The sequence below is a fragment of the Ruegeria sp. CDSA089 genome (assembly GCF_059612205.1).
The window spans coordinates 22,762-41,302 of record NZ_JBXWQD010000005.1 but is presented as its reverse complement, the minus strand read 5'-3'; the positions used below and the strand labels follow the sequence as shown (position 1 = coordinate 41,302).

Below are 18,541 nucleotides of genomic sequence, written 5' to 3'. Positions count from 1 at the left end.
ATCGGAGCCGCCCGCGTGGCGGCTCCGGTTTTCTTTTTTGGAGGTCGGCCCTCATGCCGGATTTGTCCGAGTACCGTCAACTGGCAAAGGACATGTCAGTCGATGCCGTGGCCCTCGTGCCCGGTCCCAATTTCACCCGCGCTTTGGGGAAACCCTTCATGAGCCACGAGCGACCCTTTGTGGTCGTGATCCCGGCCCAGGGCGCCCCTGCCGCGATTATCCCCAATCTTGAACTTGGCACCTGGGCTTTGGTCGGCTTTGACGGCGCCGTTTTCGATTGGCTGGACCAGACGGGCTATGACAGCGCTTTTGCTGCTTTGGCTGCGCATATGCCGCTGACATCGCTGGCTGTCGAAGGGCAGGTGATGCGGGTCTTTGTGTCGAAGGCTTTCACCAACGCGCTACCTGATCTGCGTATTGTGGATGCCGAACGCGAAATCTCGGGCTTGCGGATCATAAAGACCGATGACGATATCGCGGCACTGCAAGCTGCCATTGATATCTCGGAACGCGCGCTGGAGCGTGTGATAGCCGATGTGCGCGTCGGACAGACGGAAAAACAGATCGAACAGGCGCTGATTCAGGCACTGTTCGCCGAGGGTGCGGCCTCGTTGGCGTTCGCACCAATTGTGGCGGCTGGTGACAATTCGGCCCAACCGCATGGCAAGGCGCGAGCGGATTATCAGATCAAACCCGGCGATGCGTTGTTGTTCGATTTTGGCGCGCGCAAACACGGCTTTGCCGCTGATATCACCCGTACGTTCTTTGTGGCCGAGGTTTCGGACGAGGGCAGGGATGTTTACGACACCGTCCTGCGTGCCAACCTCGAAGGGTTCAACGCCTGTCGCCCAGGCATGACGGCGCATGACATCGACGATGCTGTCACCCGAGTACTTGAGGCATCGCCCTATGCTGACCGTATCCGCACCAAGACCGGGCACGGGCTGGGCCGCGACGTACATGAAGCGCCCTATATCATGCGTGGAAACCATCAGGCCATCCTGCCGGGCATGGTCTGGACCAATGAGCCGGGGCTTTATGACCTTGGAAATTTTGGTGTTCGGATCGAAGATGATGTTCTGGTGACGCAGGATGGCTGCCGGTCACTGACCCGCTTTCCCAAAGATCTCACAATCATAGGTCGCTGATGTTTGGCTACTTCCTTTCGCGCCTTGGAATGTTCGTTCCGACATTTCTGGGCGTGACGCTGATTTCCTTCATGTTCATCCGGGTGCTGCCCGGCGATCCCATCATCGTCATGGCCGGAGAACGCGGTATGACTGAAGAACGCTATCAAGAGATGGTGGTCAAGCTGGGCTTTGACAAACCGGTGCTGCAGCAATACTGGGACTATCTGGTCGGCGTTATGCATGGCGACTTGGGCGAAAGCTTTGTCACTAAGAAACCGGTCTGGGATGAGTTCTTTGCCCTGTTCCCCGCCACGCTGGAACTGTCGATCTGCGCAATGATCTTTGCGGTGGCTCTGGGCTTACCTGCGGGTGTGATTGCTGCCGTGAACAGAGGCAAGTTCTTTGATCGCGCGCTGATGTCCTCGGCTTTGGTTGGCTATTCGATGCCGATCTTCTGGTGGGCCCTGCTGCTGATCATCGTATTCTCGGGCAATCTGGGTTGGACGCCTGTGTCGGGGCGGATCGACCTGTTGTACTACTTCCCCAGCGTGACCGGGTTCATGCTGATCGACAGCTTGCTTTCGGGGCAGGAGGGGGCGTTTACCTCAGCCGTACGCCACCTGATTCTGCCGACCATCGTGCTGGGCACCATCCCACTGGCGGTGATCGCGCGCCAGACTCGCTCAGCCATGTTAGAAGTTTTGGGCGAGGATTACATTCGCACCGCCCGCGCCAAGGGTCTTGCGCCCACGCGGATCAACGGGCTGCATGCGCTGCGCAACGCTCTGATCCCGGTGATAACAGTGATCGGTCTGTCGGTCGGCACGCTGCTGGCCGGCGCGATCCTGACCGAGACAATCTTTAGCTGGCCGGGAATCGGCAAGTGGATGGTCGACAGTATTTTCCGCCGCGACTATCCGGTGGTGCAGGGCGGGCTGCTGATGATCGCTGTGATCGTGATGCTGGTGAACCTGCTGGTCGATGTCCTTTACGGCATCATCAACCCCAAAATTCGGAGACGGTGATGGCCGAGCTTTCCGCAACTACGCCCAAGACCGAGGACCGCCCAAGCGCCCTGCGCGAATTCTGGTTCTATTTCAGCGAAAACCGCGGCGCGGTAATCGGATTGTATGTGTTCATGGCCTTCGTAATCTGCGCGACCTTTGCGCCTTTGCTGGCACCCTATGACCCGACCGAGCAGTTCCGCGACAACATTCTGCAACCCCCCGCGTGGCAAGAGGGCGGCAGTTGGGCCTTCCCGCTGGGCACCGACCCATTGGGCCGGGACATGCTGTCGCGGCTGATCATGGGATCACGCTATTCTTTCTTTGTGGGCATCGTTGTGGTCTGTGTGGCAGTGACGGGCGGCGTGATCATCGGGCTTTTGTCCGGCTTTGCGCCGAAATGGGTCGATACGCTGATCATGCGGGTGATGGATATCATCCTGTCCTTCCCCTCGCTGCTGTTGGCGCTGGTGCTGGTGGCTATTCTTGGGCCGTCGCTGACCAATGCGATGATCGCCATCGCCATCGTTTTTCAGCCGCATTACGTGCGCCTGACCCGAGCCTCGGTTCTGTCTGAGCGACAGAAAGACTATGTGACCTCGGCCCGTGTGGCGGGTGCGGGCAAGGCGCGGCTGATGTTCAAGACTGTGCTGCCCAACTGTCTGGCCCCGATCATTGTGCAGGCGGCATTGTCTTTCTCGACCGCCATTCTGGACGCCGCTGCGCTTGGATTTCTGGGGATGGGCGCGCAGCCTCCCACGCCGGAATGGGGCACCATGCTGGCCGAGGCGCGTGAGTTCATTCTGCGCGCTTGGTGGGTCGTCACCTTCCCCGGCCTTGCCATTCTGGTCACGGTGCTGGCGATAAACCTGATGGGCGACGGCCTGCGCGACGCACTGGACCCGAAACTGAAGCGGAGCTGACGATATGAGCTTGCTGGATATCCGAAACCTCACCGTCGAATTCGCCACTGCCTCGGGCCAGTTCCGCGCCGTGGACGGCGTGGACCTAACCGTTGACAAGGGCGAGCTGATGGCCATCGTCGGTGAAAGCGGCTCGGGCAAATCCGTGTCGATGCTAGCGCTGATGGGCCTGTTGCCTTGGACCGCCACGATCACCGCCGACCAGTTGAGTTTCGAAGGCATCGACCTGACCAAAATCTCGGCCCGCGACCGGCGCAAGATCATCGGCAAGGACATCGCCATGATCTTTCAGGAGCCGATGTCGTCGCTGAACCCCTGTTTCACCGTGGGCTTCCAGATCAAAGAAGCGCTGCGCATCCATCTGGGCCTGAACCGCAAAGACCGCCACCAACGTGCGATCGAGTTGTTTGATCAGGTCGGCATTCCCGCGCCGGAAAGCCGGTTGAACACTTTTCCGCACCAGATGTCAGGGGGGATGAACCAGCGGGTCATGATCGCCATGGCGATTGCCTGCAACCCCAAGCTGCTGATCGCTGATGAGCCGACAACAGCGCTGGACGTCACCATTCAGGCGCAAATTCTCGATCTGCTGGTGCGGCTGCGCGATGAACAGGGGATGGGTCTGGTTTTGATCACCCACGATATGGGCGTTGTGGCCGAAACCGCCGAGCGGGTACAGGTACAATATGCCGGTCAGAAGGTCGAGGAACAACCGGTCAAAGACCTGTTCCGCACCCCGCGCCACCCCTATACCTCGGCGCTGCTCAGCGCGCTGCCGGAACGGGCGACCTCTAAAATGTTGCCGACGATTCCGGGTGTGGTGCCGGGGCAGTTCGACCGCCCCAAAGGCTGTCTGTTCAGCCCACGCTGTCAGTTCGCCGATGGCACCTGTCAGGCCATCCCGCCCACACCGCATAGCGATTTGTTCGGCAAGGCGCGGTGTCACCATGTCGAAAGAATTGCAGCCGGAGAAATGGCATGACAGCTCCTATCGTTCAGGCAAACGCGCTGGCGCGACACTATGAGGTCAAGGGCGGGTTGTTGTCGAAATCGGCTACGGTCAAAGCCCTGTCCGGCGTCGACTTCGCGCTGCAACCGGGCAAGACACTGGCGATCGTCGGCGAGTCGGGCTGTGGCAAGTCCACTCTGGCGCGCGTCGTTACGATGATCGAAGAGCCGACCTCGGGCACGTTGTCCATTGACGGGGTTGATATCACGCCGTCGAAATGGGCGCAGATGCGCGATACGGTGCAGATCGTGTTTCAGGACCCCTATGGCTCATTGAACCCACGCCAGCGGATTGGGCAAATTCTGCAGGAGCCGCTGATCATCAACCGCCCTGACATGTCTGCCGCCGACCGCGAAGCACGGGCGCGCGAGATGATTGATCTGGTCGGGCTGCGGTCGGAACACTATGACCGCTATCCGCACATGTTCTCGGGCGGTCAACGTCAGCGGATCGCAATTGCACGCGCGCTGATGCTGAACCCCAAAGTGCTGGTGCTGGACGAGCCGGTCTCGGCCTTGGACGTGTCGATCCAGTCGCAAATCCTGAACCTTCTGGTCGAATTGCAAGAGCGCCTGAACCTTGCCTATCTGTTCATCTCGCATGACCTGTCGGTAGTTAAACACTTCGCCGATGATGTGATCGTTATGTATCTGGGCCGCGCGGTCGAGCACGCCACGAAAGACCAACTGTTCGCCGCCCCCCGTCATCCCTATTCCAAGGCGCTGTTATCGACCACGCCGCGCGCGGACCCTGAGGCGCGCAAGGAACGGATCAAGCTGGAGGGCGAGTTGCCCTCACCCATGAACATCCCCAAAGGCTGCGCTTTTGCGCAAAGATGTTGGCTCGCAACAGATGAATGCCGCGCAGCCCCGCCAGAGCTGTCAGGCGAAGCCCATCGCGTGGCCTGTCTGCATCCGCTGGACTGACCCTAGTCTTCGGGGTTTCGCGTTGCCGTGACCATGGCCAGCAACTGGTCTTTGGTGCGTTGGATGTGCCGGGTTAGCAGATCGCACCCGGCTTCGACATCGCGCGCGCGGGCAAGGGCCAGCAACTCGCCATGATCACGCTTGGCGGGTTCGCGCTGTTCCATGACGCTTAGATGCATACGGACATAGCGATCCGATTGCACATTGACCCGTTGCAGAATGTCATTGGTAAGCCCGCGCCCTGCCGCTGCATAAAGCGCCTTATGATATTCATAGTTCAGACCGCCCCAGCGCCCGACATCGTAGGCTTCGTAGGATTTCTCCATCTCATCCAGCAACCTTTCGCATATGGCGAAATCGGCTTCGGTCATAAGTGGGATCGCGCGGCGGAACAGGTCAACTTCGAGCAACACGCGTAGGTCGAATATCTCGGCGATTTCGTCCAGCGAGTGCGTGGTCACGGCAGCGCCGCGATTGTTGGTCAATTGTACCAGCCCTTCGGCATCCAACCGCTTGAGCGCCTCGCGGATCGGCATGCGCGAGACATCATAGTCCTCGGCCAGCGCTTCTTGGCGGATGGTCTCACCCTCGGCCATCTCGCCGCTGAGGATTCGCTCGCGCAAGTCATTGGTAATGACATCTGGCAGGCTTTGCCGTGGGATCGCGCGGGTGCTTGGCATTGTGTTCATCTCGGGCAGTGCATTTTGTATCCAAAGTACAAACTGGAGGCGAGATTTCCAAGGCCTTAGCGAATGGGTATTTTGCGCACCCAAGCTGACCTGACATTCGGTTGATGCAGCCATTAAAATAAAACCCCAGACTGCTGATGCGATCTGGGGTCCATTGGTAAGTGATTTGGTGCCAGGGTTAGCCCTGAACAACATCCTGCCGTTGCACGCCCAGTCCTTCGATCCCCAACTCCATCCTGTCGCCGGGCTTCAGATAGGTTTGCGGGTTCTGTCCCATCCCAACACCCGGAGGCGTCCCGGTCGAGATCACATCTCCCGGCTGCAGCGACATGAATTGCGACAGGTGCGAGATCACCGTGGCGACGCCAAAATGCATCGTCTTGGTCGAGCCGTCCTGATAGCGATGCCCGTTGACCTCAAGATACATCGGCAGGTTTTGTGGATCCGGCACCTCATCGCGCGTAACCAGCCAGGGGCCAATGGGGCCAAACGTGTCGGCAGACTTGCCCTTGACCCACTGGCCCGAGCGGTGCAGCTGAAAGTCTCGCTCGGACAGATCATTGACTACGCAATAGCCCGCGACATGATCCAGCGCGTCCTCTTCCGAGACGTATTTCACCTCTTTCCCGATCACCACGCCCAGCTCGACCTCCCAGTCGCTTTTGACCGAGTTGCGGGGGATTTCGACAGTGTCATTGGGACCGATGATGGCGGATGTGGCTTTGAAGAAGATGACTGGTTCGGCGGGCAGCTCCATGCCGCTTTCGGCGGCGTGGTCGGCATAGTTCAGGCCGATGCAGATGAACTTGCCCACCTGGCCCACACAGGCCCCGATGCGGGTATTGGCATCGACGGCGGGCAGGCTGGCAAGATCCAGCGCGTTTAGGCGCGCCAGGCTTTCATCGTCAAGCGTTGCGCCTGCGATATCATCAACCACCCCAGATAGGTCGCGGATCGTACCGTCCTGATCCAGAATACCGGGCTTTTCCTGTCCGGCAGGGCCGTGGCGTAGCAACTTCATCGTAAAATCCTCACTATCTTCAGATCGTCCAGCCGCCATCGATGGCGAATGGCTGGCCGGTGGTGTATTTGCTGGCGTCGCTTGCGAGATAAAGCGCGAGCTCTGCGATTTCGTCCGCCGAGCCGATGCGCCCCATCGGTTGGCGGGCTATAAAGCCGGACATTGCCGTTTCATAGTCACCGGTCGCCCGCAAACGGTCGTGCAGGCTGGGGCTGTCCACGGTACCGGGGCAGATTGCGTTGCACCGGATGCCTTGCTGGACAAAATCCGCGGCAACGGCCTTAGTCAATCCGATCACCGCAGCCTTCGAGGCGCAATATGCAAATCGGTTTGGCACGCCTTTTATTGACGATGCAACCGAAGACATGTTGATGATCGATCCGCCGTCCTTGCCTAGCATTCCGGGCAAGGTCACACGAATAAGTCGATACATGGCTTTGACATTCAGATCGAAACTGAAGTCCCAGTTACTCTCATTGCAATCAAGGATGGTTCCGCCGGCAACATATCCGGCACAGTTGAACAACACATCCAATGCAGGCAGGTCTGCTACAGCCGCCTTGACCGCAGCGGCATCCGTGACATCCAGCTTCAGGGTCGTGATCCCTGCAACTTCGGCCAGTTCAGCCAGCGACACATCATTGATGTCGCTGGCAATGACTTGCGCGCCCTCTGCCGCGAACAGCTCGGCCGTAGCGCGGCCGATGCCCTGACCCGCCGCTGTGATCAGGGTCGTTTTACCTGCCAATCGGTCCGAGGGGTTATGCATCCCAGTCTTTACTCTCACACGTCTTCGGGCAAAAGGCCGGTTGGGATGTCCTGGTAACAGACCGGGCGCAGAAAGCGACGGATCGACAGGGTGCCAACCGACGTGGCACCGAAATTGGTCGAGGCGGGGTAGGGGCCGCCATGGACCATGCTGTCGCAGACCTCAACCCCGGTGGGGAAGCTGTTGGCCAGCAATCGGCCCGCTTTGCGTTCGAGCAGCGGCAGCAGGGCCTTTGCGTCAGCAGTGTCGCTGTCGTCAAGATGCAAGGTACAGGTCAACTGACCCTCTATTGCGCGGGCGACCTGCAGCATCTGAGCGGTGTCGCGAACGCGAACCACTATACCGAGCGGGCCAAACACCTCTTCTTGCAGTTTGTGATCAGATAGCCAGTCGTCGCCTGACACAGCGAACAGATATGGGGCCGCGTCGCGGGCGGCGCAGCTTGTGCCCATGACCTGCGTCACACCGGTGCCAGCGGCCACCCGTGCCACGCCATCGCGATACGCGTCGGCGATGCCATCGGTCAGCATGGTCTGGTTGGCGGTTGCGTTCAGCCCTGCCTCGGCAGCGGCTTGGAAGGCGTCGGCCTCGGGCCCGTCGACTACAACGGCGATGCCGGGATTGGTGCAGAACTGCCCCGCGCCCATGGTCAGCGATCCGGCCCAGCCGGTCCCGATCCCAGCCCCGCGTGCGGCAGCGGCCTGAGGCAGGATGAACATCGGATTGACCGAGCCCAGCTCTCCAAAGAACGGGATGGGTTCATCGCGTTGAGCGCATAGATCGAACAGGGCGCGACCGCCACCCAGACTGCCGGTAAAGCCCACGGCCCGGATCAGCGGATGCTGCACCAGACGAGTGCCCACGTCACGCTTGCCCCCCTGCACCAGCGAAAATACACCGGGGTGCACCCCAGTAGCCTTGATCGCGGCGTCGATGGCCTGAGCCACAATCTCACCAGTGCCGGGATGGGCCGAGTGGCCTTTAACCACAACCGGGCACCCTGCGGCCAAGGCCGCGGCTGTATCGCCGCCCGCGACCGAGAAAGCCAGTGGGAAGTTTGACGCGCCGAACACGGCCACGGGGCCAAGCGGGCGTTGGATCATCCGCAGGTCGGGGCGGGGCAGGGGCGCGCGGTCCGGCATGGCCTGGTCGTGGCGCATGTCCAGATAGTCACCCTTTTCGATATGATCAGCGAACAGGCGCAGCTGTCCCACGGTGCGGCCGCGCTCGCCCTGCAGACGGGCTTCGGGCAGGCCGGTTTCCTGTGTGCCGATTTCGGTGATGGCGTCGCCGCGCGCGTCGATCTCATCGGCAATTTTGCGCAGCAGGGCGGCACGTTCGGCGCGGGTGGACCAGCCGAAACTGGCGAAGGCCTCCTCCGCGGCTTCAACCGCAGCGTCTACCAGAGCGGGCGTTCCAACCGGGAAATCATGGCTTGGGCCGTGAGCAGGCTCCGAGCTAAAGGTGGCGTCTGATCCAAGCCATTCGCCGGCAATCAGGTGTTTTCCGATCAACATGTTTCTAAATTCCTACAACAGGCCGCGTTCGGCCAGGTTTCGCATCAGATGAGACGCCCCGAACCGCCATTCGGGACATTCGGTCGACAGGCGCACCGTATTGGTTAATGCGCCGAGTTGGTCATTGGCAATTGTGACGACATCACCCAGCTTGTGGGTGAAACCACCGCCGGGTGTGTCCCGGTCCTGTGTGGGTGCAAAGAGCGTTCCCAGAAACAGCATAAACCCGTCGGGATACTGGTGGTGCCGCCCGATAGTCTGTTTCACCAGATCCGCCGGGTCGCGGCTGATCTGAGACATCGAAGACGCGCCGTTCAGGACAAACCCATCCGGCCCGTTTACGGTCAGGGTCAGTTCGGCCTGCCGGACATCGTCCAGTGTATAGCTGTCATCAAACAGGCGGATCATTGGTCCGATCGAACAGGATGCGTTGTTGTCCTTGGCCTTGCTGAGCAGCAGGGCCGAGCGGCCTTCGACATCGCGCAAGTTGACGTCATTGCCCAGTGTCGCGCCCTTGATCTCACCTTGCGAATTCACCGCCAGGACCACCTCGGGTTCAGGGTTGTTCCAGGTTGAGATCGGGTGCAGGCCTATCTCGGCACCGAAGCCCACGGATGACAACACCTGCGCTTTCGAGAACACCTCAGCATCCGGTCCAATACCGACCTCAAGATACGGGCTCCAGAGGCCTTCGTCGATTAGCGCCTGCTTGACTTGTGCGGCTTCGTCGGAGCCGGGGGTGATGTTGGAAAGGCTGTCGCCGATACGCGCGCCGATGCGGGCGCGGATGGCTTCGGCCTTGGCCGGATCGCCAGCGGCCTGTTCTTCGATCACGCGTTCGACCATGGAACCGGCAAAGGTGACACCGCAGGCCTTGACCGATTGCAGATCGCAGGGGGCCAGCCATTCATGCTCGCTTTCGACCGGGCCGATCGCCTCGCCGGGGGCCGATCGTACGTAATCCGCGGCGTCGTCGCGTTCCAGAATGTCGCGAACGGTAGGAGCCTTCTTGGCGGTGATATCCACCACCTGACCCTCGCGCAATGTTACCACGCACGGGCCGATACCCGGCCGTTCCACACGGCCAAGCCAAAGCCCGGTAGAATCCAGATTGAGTGTTGTCATGTCAGGTCCTGAGATTGTAAGCGCGCGCGGCGTTCCCACCGAGGATCGCATCGCGTTCGGATTGAGTCAGCGCGCTGAGAAGCGCGTCGGTGGTTTCCAGCCAGCGTTCATAAGAGCTGGCCAACGTGCAGACTGGCCAGTCGCTTCCCCAAATCAGGCGCGATGGGCCAAACGTATCCAGAAGGTGCTGAACATAAGGGCGCAAATCGTCGATCTGCCAATCTGGTGCTGCTTCGGTCACCAGTCCGGATAGCTTGCAGAACGCATCGGTGTCGCGGGACAGAGCTGCCATATCCTCGGCCCAACCCTCGATCACACCGTCGCGGATTAAGGGTTTGGAGCCGTGGTCGATCACAACACGCATGTTCTTATGCCGAGCCAGCAACTGCCGCAAAGGTCCAAGATGCTGTGGCAAGGTCAGCGCATCGAATGTCAGATCATGGGATTGCAGTGCTGCGAAGGCAGGTGTCAGTGCGTCGCCCAGCATCCAGTCGGGATCTTCAATGTCTTGGATCATCGGGCGCAAACCGACCAAAGCGGGGTGTTGTGCCAGAGCAGCGATCTGTGCTGGTGAAGCCGACGCTTCGAAGTCAACCCAACCTACGACGCCCTTGATAAAGGCAGCCTGATCAGCCAGCGACAACATATATTCTGTCTCAGCTACAGTCGGAGCTGCTTGTACCAGCACCGTGCCACCGATGCCTGCCTGCTCCAACATGGGGGACAGATCATGCGGCAGAAAATCCCTATAGATCGCTGCCAATTCGGGGGTAAGCCAGCCATAGTCGTCACGCGCGACTGACCAGAAATGCTGATGCGCGTCGATTTTCAACCGATCACCCCTTTTTTCAGGATGATATTGCCATAGAGCCTGCGCTCACCCGTCTGTACGACGGCATAGGCCGTCGCTGCGCGGTCATAGAATGCAAATCGCTCTAGCCCCTGTACGTCAGCCGGGTTGTCAGCGGTTTCGTTGATGATGCGCTGAAAATCCGCCACGGCATCAGGCACCGCATCCGGATCGCCAACTACCTGCATGGTCAAAGCGGGGTCGGAGACGAAATTGTCCAGCGGCATAACCGACAGGATAGCGCACAGGACGTCGCTGGCGGATGACCCATCGGCGCGGATACAGTCTGGTCCGGTACTTGTGCCTGGAAAATTTGCGTCGGCGATAACGATCTCGTCGCCATGGCCCATGGCCCGCAAAGTGTGCAGCAAGTCCGGAGACAGGATTGGGTCAATATTACGTAGCATCGGCAAGCTCCGCTGGCAGGGGTGCATCGGGCCGGATCAAGCCTTCACCGCGCAGATCCGACCAGAGACCGGCTGGAATTTCGCGATCCAACAACGCAACATTTGCCTGAACTTCCTTGGCACTGACCGCGCCGGGGACGACAGTCTTGACGCTGGGATGTCCCAGAACGAATTGAAGTGCTGCGGCGATCAGCGGTGTGTTATGCGCGGCGCAGACTGCCTCGATCTTGCGCACGCGGTCCAAAATGTCTTCGGACGCGTCGGCGTAGTTGTATTTAGCACCCGGAACCGCGCCCGTGGCCAGAATGCCCGAATTGTAGGGGCCGCCCAGAATGATCCCTACATCGCGTTTTTCGCAAAGCGGCAGGAAACTGTCCAAAGCCTCTTGCTCCAGCAAAGTGTAGCGACCGGCCAGCAGGAACCCGTCGAAATCGCCAAGTCCTAACAGTTTTTCACAAACCTGCCATTCGTTCACGCCTGCGCCGATTGCCGCGATTTCACCCGCTTCACGCAATTCAACCAGCGCCTTGTACCCGCCACCGTCAAACAGCTCGCGCACTTTGGCGTCGGACATCTCTTGGCTGCCCTGACTGAAAACGCAGACGTCATGGACCAGAAGGATATCGGCATTTGCCACACCAATCCGTTCACGGCTGGCCTCGTATGACCGCATAACACCGTCATAGGTGTAGTCGAACACGATCCGTTTCTGTGGGACGTCGACAAAGGCTTCGGGTGTCACTTCGTGGGGTTCGCAATCCAGCAGAAGCCGCCCGATCTTGGTCGACAGCTGGATGTTCTCGCGCCCAAATCGGGCGATTGCTTCGCCAAAACGTTGCTCGGATCGACCAAGGCCATATTGCGGTGCGGTATCAAAAAAGCGGATGCCTGAATCATAAGCCGCCTGCAGAGCCGCTTGCGCGTCAGCATCCGAAACCTTGCGGTATAGATTCCCCAGCGGCGCACCGCCAAAGCCCATGCGGGTTAAAGGGACAGGGCGTGCTGTGCGGTTGTTCAGTAGTTCTGTCTGGGAAACGGTCATTCGGTCTCGCAATTCGACTTTTGTGTGAGGTTGAACAAATGGGGCTTTTGCCGTTCGAGTTCTTCTAGGCGTGGCATCAACTGCCCCAAATGGATATGCATCGCGTCTTGTGCGGCGCGTTCGTCCCGATTGGCGATTGCATCGAAGATGGCCCGGTGTTCGGCCAAAGTTTCGACCACCCGGCCAGGTGTCGGCAACAGAAGCATACGGGCTCGGCTGACCTGAAGCGACACCGTCTGCGCCACATCCGCAAGGCGATGAAACCCGGTGAAATCCATCAGCATGCTGTGGAACTCTTCATCTGCCTGATAGAATCCGGGGATGTCCTCGTCCTCGATCAAAAGCTCTTGCAAGCGCATGTTGCGGCTCAGCCGTTTACGCTGATCTTCGGTCAGATCCCGCGCGACCTTGGCGACAGTGGCCAGCTCCAGCGCTTCGCGCAGAAAAACACCTTCGCGGATTTCGTCCATCGAGAAATAGGACACACGGGTGCCCGATTGCGGGACCACATCCACCAGTCCCTCGGACGCTAGCCGCGCGATTGCGTCAGCGACGGGTGCGCGTGACACACCCAGACGCTCGCACACCGGAGCTTTTCGCAGGTTTGCGCCGGGTGGAAAATCCAGCGCCAGAATCGCTTGCTTCAAAGATTGATGAACCCGTTGGGTCAGCGACCCTTCCGTTGACGAGATCACGGGCAGCAAAGCGGCGTCAATGTCCTGAGGTTTGTTCATGGTTTGTGATTTAGCATTCTAACATGTTAGTTGACAAGTACAGATTTTCCACTTAGCAACATGACCAAGCAAGCGGGGAAGTGATGCAAGCAAACGGCGGCATAGATGTTCTGGAGAAGGCGGCGCGAGACGTCGTGAAGTTGAACCCGGATGACAATATTGTGATCGCTCTGCGCGATTTGCAGGCGGGGGAGCAGTTGGCGGATGTTTCGGCTCCGCTGACGTCACAGATTGCGCGGGGCCACAAAATCGCAGTGGAACCGATTCGGGCTGGTGAAAATGTCATCCGCTACGGTCAGATCATCGGGCAGGCAAAATCCGACATCGCGCCAGGTGAGCATATTCATGTACACAATCTGGGCATGGGGGCGCATCAGCAGGACTATGCATATGCGTCGGCCAATGACCCGTTGCCGAAGATCGCAGAAGAACGAACTTTTCAGGGCTATCACCGTGCAGACGGCAAGGTGGGGACGCGGAACTATATCGGCATTCTGACCACAGTGAACTGTTCGGGTTCAGTCGCGCGATTCATTGCGGAAGCAGCCGAGAAATCAGGGCTGTTGGAAGCTTATCCGAACGTGGACGGCGTGGTGCCGATTGTGCATGGCACCGGCTGCGGCATGTCCGGCAAGGATGAGGGCTATGCCACTTTGTTCCGCACCCTTGCGGGCTATGCGCAGCATCCCAATTTTGCCGGTATTCTGTTGATCGGACTGGGTTGTGAGGTGATGCAGGTAGCCGACCTGGTGGGGGGTCGTCCGATCCGCCCCGATGGTGCGCTGCGCTACATGACCATTCAGAACGAGGGCGGCACGCGGCGTACGATTGAACGAGGTTTGGCCGAGATCAAGGGAATCGCCGAACTTGCCAACCAAGTGACGCGCGAACCCGCGCCGATCAGCGAGATTACGGTTGGAATGCAATGCGGCGGCTCGGACGGGTATTCGGGCATCACTGCAAACCCTGCACTGGGATATGCATCCGACCTTCTGGTGCGCCACGGTGGTACGACAATCCTGTCGGAAACCTCGGAAGTATATGGGGCCGAGCACCTACTGACCCGCCGCGCTGAAACGCCTGAAGTGGGCGCCAAGTTGATTGAGCGCATTCATTGGTGGGAGGACTATACCGAACGCAATGGCGGCGAGATGGACAACAACCCAAGCCCGGGTAACAAGCGTGGCGGGTTGACGACCATTCTGGAAAAATCGCTTGGCGCTGTTGCCAAGGGCGGCACAGCGCCGATGCGGGATGTCTACAAGTTCGGCGAGATTGTCGACAAAAAGGGCTTTGTTTTCATGGACAGCCCCGGTTTCGATCCATGCTCGGTCACGGGGCAGGTAGCCTCAGGGGCGAACCTGATCGTTTTCACTACCGGGCGGGGCTCGGTCTCGGGCTATCAGCCGACCCCTTGCGTCAAGCTGGCAACGAACTCTGAAATGTACGCACGGATGGCCGACGATATGGACCTGAATTGCGGTGACATCGTCACCGATGGGGTCAGCATCGAAGCGAAAGGAGAGGAATTGTTCGAAATTCTAATCCGCGTTGCCTCGGGCGAGAAAACCAAAAGCGAAGAGCTGGGATTTGGGGGGGTCGAATTCGTCCCCTGGCAGATCGGCGCCGTAATGTAATCACACACCCTAGGGGATGAGGGTACAATGGGAGGGAACATGACAAAACTGGTCGACATGACGGGGATCGAAAAGTATTTCCCCGGCGTGCACGCGCTGAAAACAGTGCAGTTCGATCTGTTTTCGGGCGAGGTTCACGCACTTATGGGCGAGAACGGCGCCGGGAAAAGCACGCTGATGAAGATCCTGTCGGGGATTTATCAGCGCGACGGTGGTGATCTGGTGATCGAAGGAAAGTCGGTCAGCCCGACCACGCCCGGCGAGGCGCAGGATCTGGGCATTGGCATCATCCATCAGGAGCTGAGCCTGATGAACGACCTGACCGTTGCGCAGAACATCTTTATCGGTCGCGAACCGCGCAAAAGCTTCGGTCGTCTGGATGAGGCCGCGCTAAACGCACAAACGGCCGAGATTTTCGCCTCGATGAACCTGTCGCTGGACCCCAAGACATTGGTGGGCAGCCTGACCATCGCGAAACAGCAGATGGTCGAGATTGCCAAAGCACTGTCGTACCGGTCTAAGGTTCTGATCATGGATGAACCCACAGCGGCTCTGAACGATGCCGAGATCGCCGAACTGTTCGTGATCATACGCCGTCTCAAGGCCGAGGGCGTGGGCATCGTCTATATCAGCCACAAAATGGACGAGCTGAAGCAAATCGCCGACCGCGTCACCGTGATGCGCGATGGCGAATATGTGGGCACCGTGGGCGCTGCCGAGACACCAATCAGCCAAATCATCGCCATGATGGTTGGGCGTGAGGTGAACGAGAAACCTCTGGACGTGCCGGATCTTGGCGATGCCGAAGTTTCGCTTGAGGTTTCTGGTCTGAATCGCGGCAAAGAGATTAAGGATGTCAGCTTCGCGGTCCAGAAGGGCGAGATTCTGGGGTTCGCGGGCCTGATGGGAGCCGGAAGAACCGAGGTTGCGCGCGCGATTTTCGGCGCCGATGTGAAGGACAGCGGAACGATCCGCGTGCACGGGCACGAGGTCTCGATCAAGTCGCCCAAGGATGCGGTGCGGGCGGGCATCGGTTATTTGTCCGAAGACCGCAAGCATTTCGGATTGGCCACCGGCATGAACGTGCGCGACAACATTGCGCTGGCTTCGATGGATCTGTTCACCGGCACCGGAGGGGTGTTGAATGACGGTGAAATCAGCACCACGGCCAAGGGATATATCGCGCAGTTGGGCATTCGCACGCCCTCGGACGTGCAAGAGGTCCGACTGCTGTCAGGGGGCAATCAGCAAAAGGTCGTCATTGCAAAATGGCTGCTGCGTGATTGCGATATCCTGATCTTTGACGAACCCACGCGTGGCATCGACGTTGGCGCGAAGTCCGAGATTTACAAATTGCTCGAAGAACTCGCCGAGCAGGGCAAGACTATCATCGTGATCTCGTCGGAACTACCCGAGATCATGCGCCTGAGCCATCGCATCGCTGTGATGTGCGAAGGCCGACTGACCGGCATTCTGCCCGGCGGAAAAGACACCACTCAGGAAGACATCATGCATCTGGCCACCCAACGTGCGGCGGCGATGCAGGTAACGGGGGCACCACAATGACCACGGCAACAGACGTTGAAAAGAAGAAACCACTCGCGGGACTGTCCGACAGCGGCGCGTATCAAAAACTGCTGGCATTCGCCAGTTTGATCGCGCTGCTGATCGGCTTCTCAATCGCGTCGCCAAACTTTATGCAAACCTCGAACATGATCGCCATTTTGCAGGCGACCTCGGTCAACGGGGTGCTGGCAGTGGCGGCAACGCTGGTGATCATCACCGGGGGGATCGACCTGTCGGTGGGCACGCTGATGACTTTCTGCGCCGTGATCGCAGGCGTGGTGCTGACCTATCTGGGGATGCCCCTGCTGCTGGGCGTGGCGGCAGCCATCGCGGCGGGCGCGTTCTGTGGGCTTTGCTCGGGCACTTTCGTTGCCAAAATGAAGATCCCGCCTTTCATCGCCACGCTTGGCATGATGCTGATCCTGAAAGGCCTGTCGCTGGTCATCTCGGGTACGCGGCCGATCTATTTCAACGACACGCCGGGCTTTGACCAGATCTCACGCGGGTCGCTGATCGGAGAGATCTTCCCGGCTCTGCCCATCCCGAACGGCGTGCTGATCCTGTTCCTGGTGGCGATTGCAGCGTCGTACATCCTGAGCCGCACGGTTCTTGGCCGCTACACCTTTGCCTTGGGCTCGAACGAAGAAGCAGTTCGCTTGTCCGGTGTGAACACCGACGCTTGGAAGATGCGCATTTACGCTCTGGCGGGCGCAATCTGCGGCATCGGCGGCATCTTGATTGCCTCGCGCCTGAACTCGGCGCAGCCTGCGCTGGGTCTGGGATACGAGCTTGAGGCCATCGCGGCCGTGGTGATCGGCGGCACGTCGCTGTCGGGTGGACGCGGTACCATTCTAGGCACGCTGATCGGCGCACTGATCATGGCGGTCCTGACAAACGGCCTGCGCGTGCTGTCCGTGGCGCAGGAATGGCAAACCGTTGTTACCGGCGCAATCATCATTCTGGCGGTCTATGCCGACATGGCGCGGCGCAAAAAGTCCGGCTGAAGAAACCAAATAACAAACGACCAACTGTGGAGGAGAAAAACATGTTTTCACGTCGTTTCATTCTGGGGGCGCTGAGCGCTGCCACCCTTGCAGCCCCGGCCTCGATGGCCACTGCAGAGGAAATCTATATCCCGCTGGTATCCAAAGGTTTCCAGCACCAGTTCTGGCAGGCCGTGAAATCCGGGGCCGAGCAGGCGGCAGACGAATACAACGTCACAATTACTTTTGAAGGCCCCGATAACGAAACCATGGTGGACCGTCAGATCGACATGCTGGCCGCTGCACTGGCCAACAACCCCAAAGCCATCGGCTTTGCTGCGCTGGACAGCCAGGCGGCTATCCCACTGCTGCGTCAGGCGAATGACAAGGGTATCCCGATCATCGCGTTCGACAGTGGTGTCGACAGCGACATCCCTGTTTCGACCGCAACCACCGACAACCTGGCCGCTGCGGGTCTGGCTGCCGACAAGATGGCCGAGAAGCTGGGAGGTAAAGGTAAGGTTGCTGTTGTGGCCCACGACCAGACCAGCCGCACCGGTATCGACCGCCGCGATGGCTTTGTGAACCGTATCGAAGAAAAATATCCTGACATCGAAGTTGTCACAGTTCAGTACGGCCAGGGCGACCACTTGAAATCGACCGAAGTTACCAAGGCGATCCTGACGGCTAACCCTGATCTGGACGGCATCTTCGGCACCAACGAAGGCTCGGCCATCGGTGTTGTGAACGGTGTTCAGGAACTGGGCACCGAAGGTCTGGTGATCATCGGCTATGACAGCGGCAAAGCGCAGAAGGACGCAATCAAAAGCGGACTGATGGCTGGTGCGATCACTCAGAACCCAGTTGGGATCGGTTACGAGACCGTCAAGGCCGCTGTTTCCGCACTGAAAGGTGAAGAGGTTCCGGCACTGATCGACACCGGTTTCTACTACTATGACGCCTCGAACATGGACGATCCAAAAATCGCGGCGGTTCTGTACGACTAAGATCAAGCCCACTAACGGTTTACCGGCCCGTCGTTCTGCGGCGGGCCGGTTTTGTTTGCGCTACTCGATCAGGAAGTATTAAGATGAAACTTTAAGGCGAGGGCAACTATGCGCCGAATTGAGGTTTCTGAATTCGTATTTCCACATCTAGTGTGCTAGTGTCTTTCGGTGGATCGTTAAGATTTTGTTTAAAGGTTGATTT

At 59.1% G+C, this 18,541-nt stretch carries 18 protein-coding genes; 9 read left to right on the top strand and 9 right to left on the bottom strand.

The features are described from left to right. Positions 1–53: 53 nt before the first annotated feature. From AC2FJ6_RS13060 to AC2FJ6_RS13040, 5 genes are read left to right on the top strand one after another with little or no spacing between them, the layout of a single operon-like run. Positions 54–1,148 (top strand): M24 family metallopeptidase, encoded by a 1,095-nt coding sequence (locus AC2FJ6_RS13060; RefSeq protein ID WP_170773087.1) that lies wholly within the window; start codon positions 54–56, stop codon positions 1,146–1,148. Continuing rightward, the gene (locus AC2FJ6_RS13055; RefSeq protein WP_170356522.1) at positions 1,148–2,155 is read left to right on the top strand and encodes an ABC transporter permease subunit; all 1,008 of its coding nucleotides are present in this window, start codon (positions 1,148–1,150) and stop codon (positions 2,153–2,155) included. The genes AC2FJ6_RS13060 and AC2FJ6_RS13055 overlap by 1 nt, the downstream gene beginning before the upstream one ends. Beyond that, the gene (locus AC2FJ6_RS13050; RefSeq protein WP_170773085.1) at positions 2,155–3,057 is read left to right on the top strand and encodes an ABC transporter permease subunit; all 903 of its coding nucleotides are present in this window, start codon (positions 2,155–2,157) and stop codon (positions 3,055–3,057) included. Before AC2FJ6_RS13055 ends, AC2FJ6_RS13050 begins: the two co-directional genes overlap by 1 nt. A gap of 4 nt (positions 3,058–3,061) precedes the next feature. Continuing rightward, positions 3,062–4,039, top strand: coding sequence for an ABC transporter ATP-binding protein (locus AC2FJ6_RS13045; RefSeq protein WP_170773083.1), 978 nt, complete (start codon positions 3,062–3,064; stop codon positions 4,037–4,039). Next, positions 4,036–4,992: an ABC transporter ATP-binding protein gene (locus AC2FJ6_RS13040; protein ID WP_170773081.1), complete on the top strand. Its 957-nt coding sequence runs from the start codon at positions 4,036–4,038 to the stop codon at positions 4,990–4,992. The genes AC2FJ6_RS13045 and AC2FJ6_RS13040 overlap by 4 nt, the downstream gene beginning before the upstream one ends. A 2-nt stretch (positions 4,993–4,994) precedes the next feature. On the opposite strand, the gene AC2FJ6_RS13035 is transcribed toward AC2FJ6_RS13040, so the two are convergent. The 9 genes from AC2FJ6_RS13035 to AC2FJ6_RS12995 all read right to left on the bottom strand — a co-directional run bounded on the left by AC2FJ6_RS13035 (position 4,995) and on the right by AC2FJ6_RS12995 (position 13,146). Continuing rightward, positions 4,995–5,672: a GntR family transcriptional regulator gene (locus AC2FJ6_RS13035; RefSeq protein ID WP_170773079.1), complete on the bottom strand. Its 678-nt coding sequence runs from the start codon at positions 5,670–5,672 to the stop codon at positions 4,995–4,997. Between the two features lie 187 nt (positions 5,673–5,859). Next, complete coding sequence (locus AC2FJ6_RS13030; protein ID WP_496669263.1) at positions 5,860–6,702, bottom strand: fumarylacetoacetate hydrolase family protein; 843 nt, start codon at positions 6,700–6,702, stop codon at positions 5,860–5,862. A gap of 19 nt (positions 6,703–6,721) precedes the next feature. Beyond that, the gene (locus AC2FJ6_RS13025) at positions 6,722–7,471 is read right to left on the bottom strand and encodes an SDR family oxidoreductase (protein ID WP_170775682.1); all 750 of its coding nucleotides are present in this window, start codon (positions 7,469–7,471) and stop codon (positions 6,722–6,724) included. 14 nt (positions 7,472–7,485) lie between these two features. Further along, positions 7,486–8,988 carry an aldehyde dehydrogenase (NADP(+)) gene (locus AC2FJ6_RS13020; protein ID WP_170775685.1) on the bottom strand — a complete coding sequence of 501 codons (1,503 nt, stop codon included), beginning with the start codon at positions 8,986–8,988 and terminating at the stop codon, positions 7,486–7,488. Positions 8,989–9,000: 12 nt separating this feature from the next. Next, complete coding sequence (locus tag AC2FJ6_RS13015) at positions 9,001–10,113, bottom strand: fumarylacetoacetate hydrolase family protein (RefSeq protein ID WP_170775687.1); 1,113 nt, start codon at positions 10,111–10,113, stop codon at positions 9,001–9,003. 1 nt (position 10,114) lies between these two features. Then, complete coding sequence (locus AC2FJ6_RS13010) at positions 10,115–10,945, bottom strand: amidohydrolase family protein (RefSeq protein WP_170775689.1); 831 nt, start codon at positions 10,943–10,945, stop codon at positions 10,115–10,117. Further along, positions 10,942–11,370, bottom strand: coding sequence for an RbsD/FucU family protein (locus tag AC2FJ6_RS13005; protein WP_170775691.1), 429 nt, complete (start codon positions 11,368–11,370; stop codon positions 10,942–10,944). Before AC2FJ6_RS13005 ends, AC2FJ6_RS13010 begins: the two co-directional genes overlap by 4 nt. Continuing rightward, entirely contained in the window at positions 11,360–12,412 is a 1,053-nt protein-coding gene (locus AC2FJ6_RS13000) for an aldo/keto reductase (RefSeq protein WP_170775694.1), read from the bottom strand. The genes AC2FJ6_RS13005 and AC2FJ6_RS13000 overlap by 11 nt, the downstream gene beginning before the upstream one ends. Beyond that, the gene (locus AC2FJ6_RS12995; RefSeq protein WP_170775696.1) at positions 12,409–13,146 is read right to left on the bottom strand and encodes a GntR family transcriptional regulator; all 738 of its coding nucleotides are present in this window, start codon (positions 13,144–13,146) and stop codon (positions 12,409–12,411) included. The genes AC2FJ6_RS13000 and AC2FJ6_RS12995 overlap by 4 nt, the downstream gene beginning before the upstream one ends. Before the next feature lie 83 nt (positions 13,147–13,229). Between AC2FJ6_RS12995 and AC2FJ6_RS12990 the strand changes: the two genes are divergently transcribed. The 4 genes from AC2FJ6_RS12990 to AC2FJ6_RS12975 are packed head-to-tail and all read left to right on the top strand — an operon-like array spanning position 13,230 to position 18,339. Beyond that, on the top strand, positions 13,230–14,783 hold the full coding sequence (locus tag AC2FJ6_RS12990) for a UxaA family hydrolase (RefSeq protein WP_170775698.1): 1,554 nt from the start codon (positions 13,230–13,232) through the stop codon (positions 14,781–14,783). A 39-nt stretch (positions 14,784–14,822) separates the two neighbouring features. After that, positions 14,823–16,349, top strand: coding sequence for a sugar ABC transporter ATP-binding protein (locus AC2FJ6_RS12985; protein WP_170775700.1), 1,527 nt, complete (start codon positions 14,823–14,825; stop codon positions 16,347–16,349). Next, a complete protein-coding gene (locus tag AC2FJ6_RS12980) occupies positions 16,346–17,353 on the top strand; it encodes an ABC transporter permease (RefSeq protein ID WP_170355083.1) in 1,008 nt (335 codons plus the stop codon). Before AC2FJ6_RS12985 ends, AC2FJ6_RS12980 begins: the two co-directional genes overlap by 4 nt. Positions 17,354–17,394: 41 nt before the next feature. Further along, positions 17,395–18,339, top strand: a complete 945-nt coding sequence (locus AC2FJ6_RS12975) for an ABC transporter substrate-binding protein (protein WP_170775702.1) — start codon at positions 17,395–17,397, stop codon at positions 18,337–18,339. Positions 18,340–18,541: the final 202 nt, after the last annotated feature.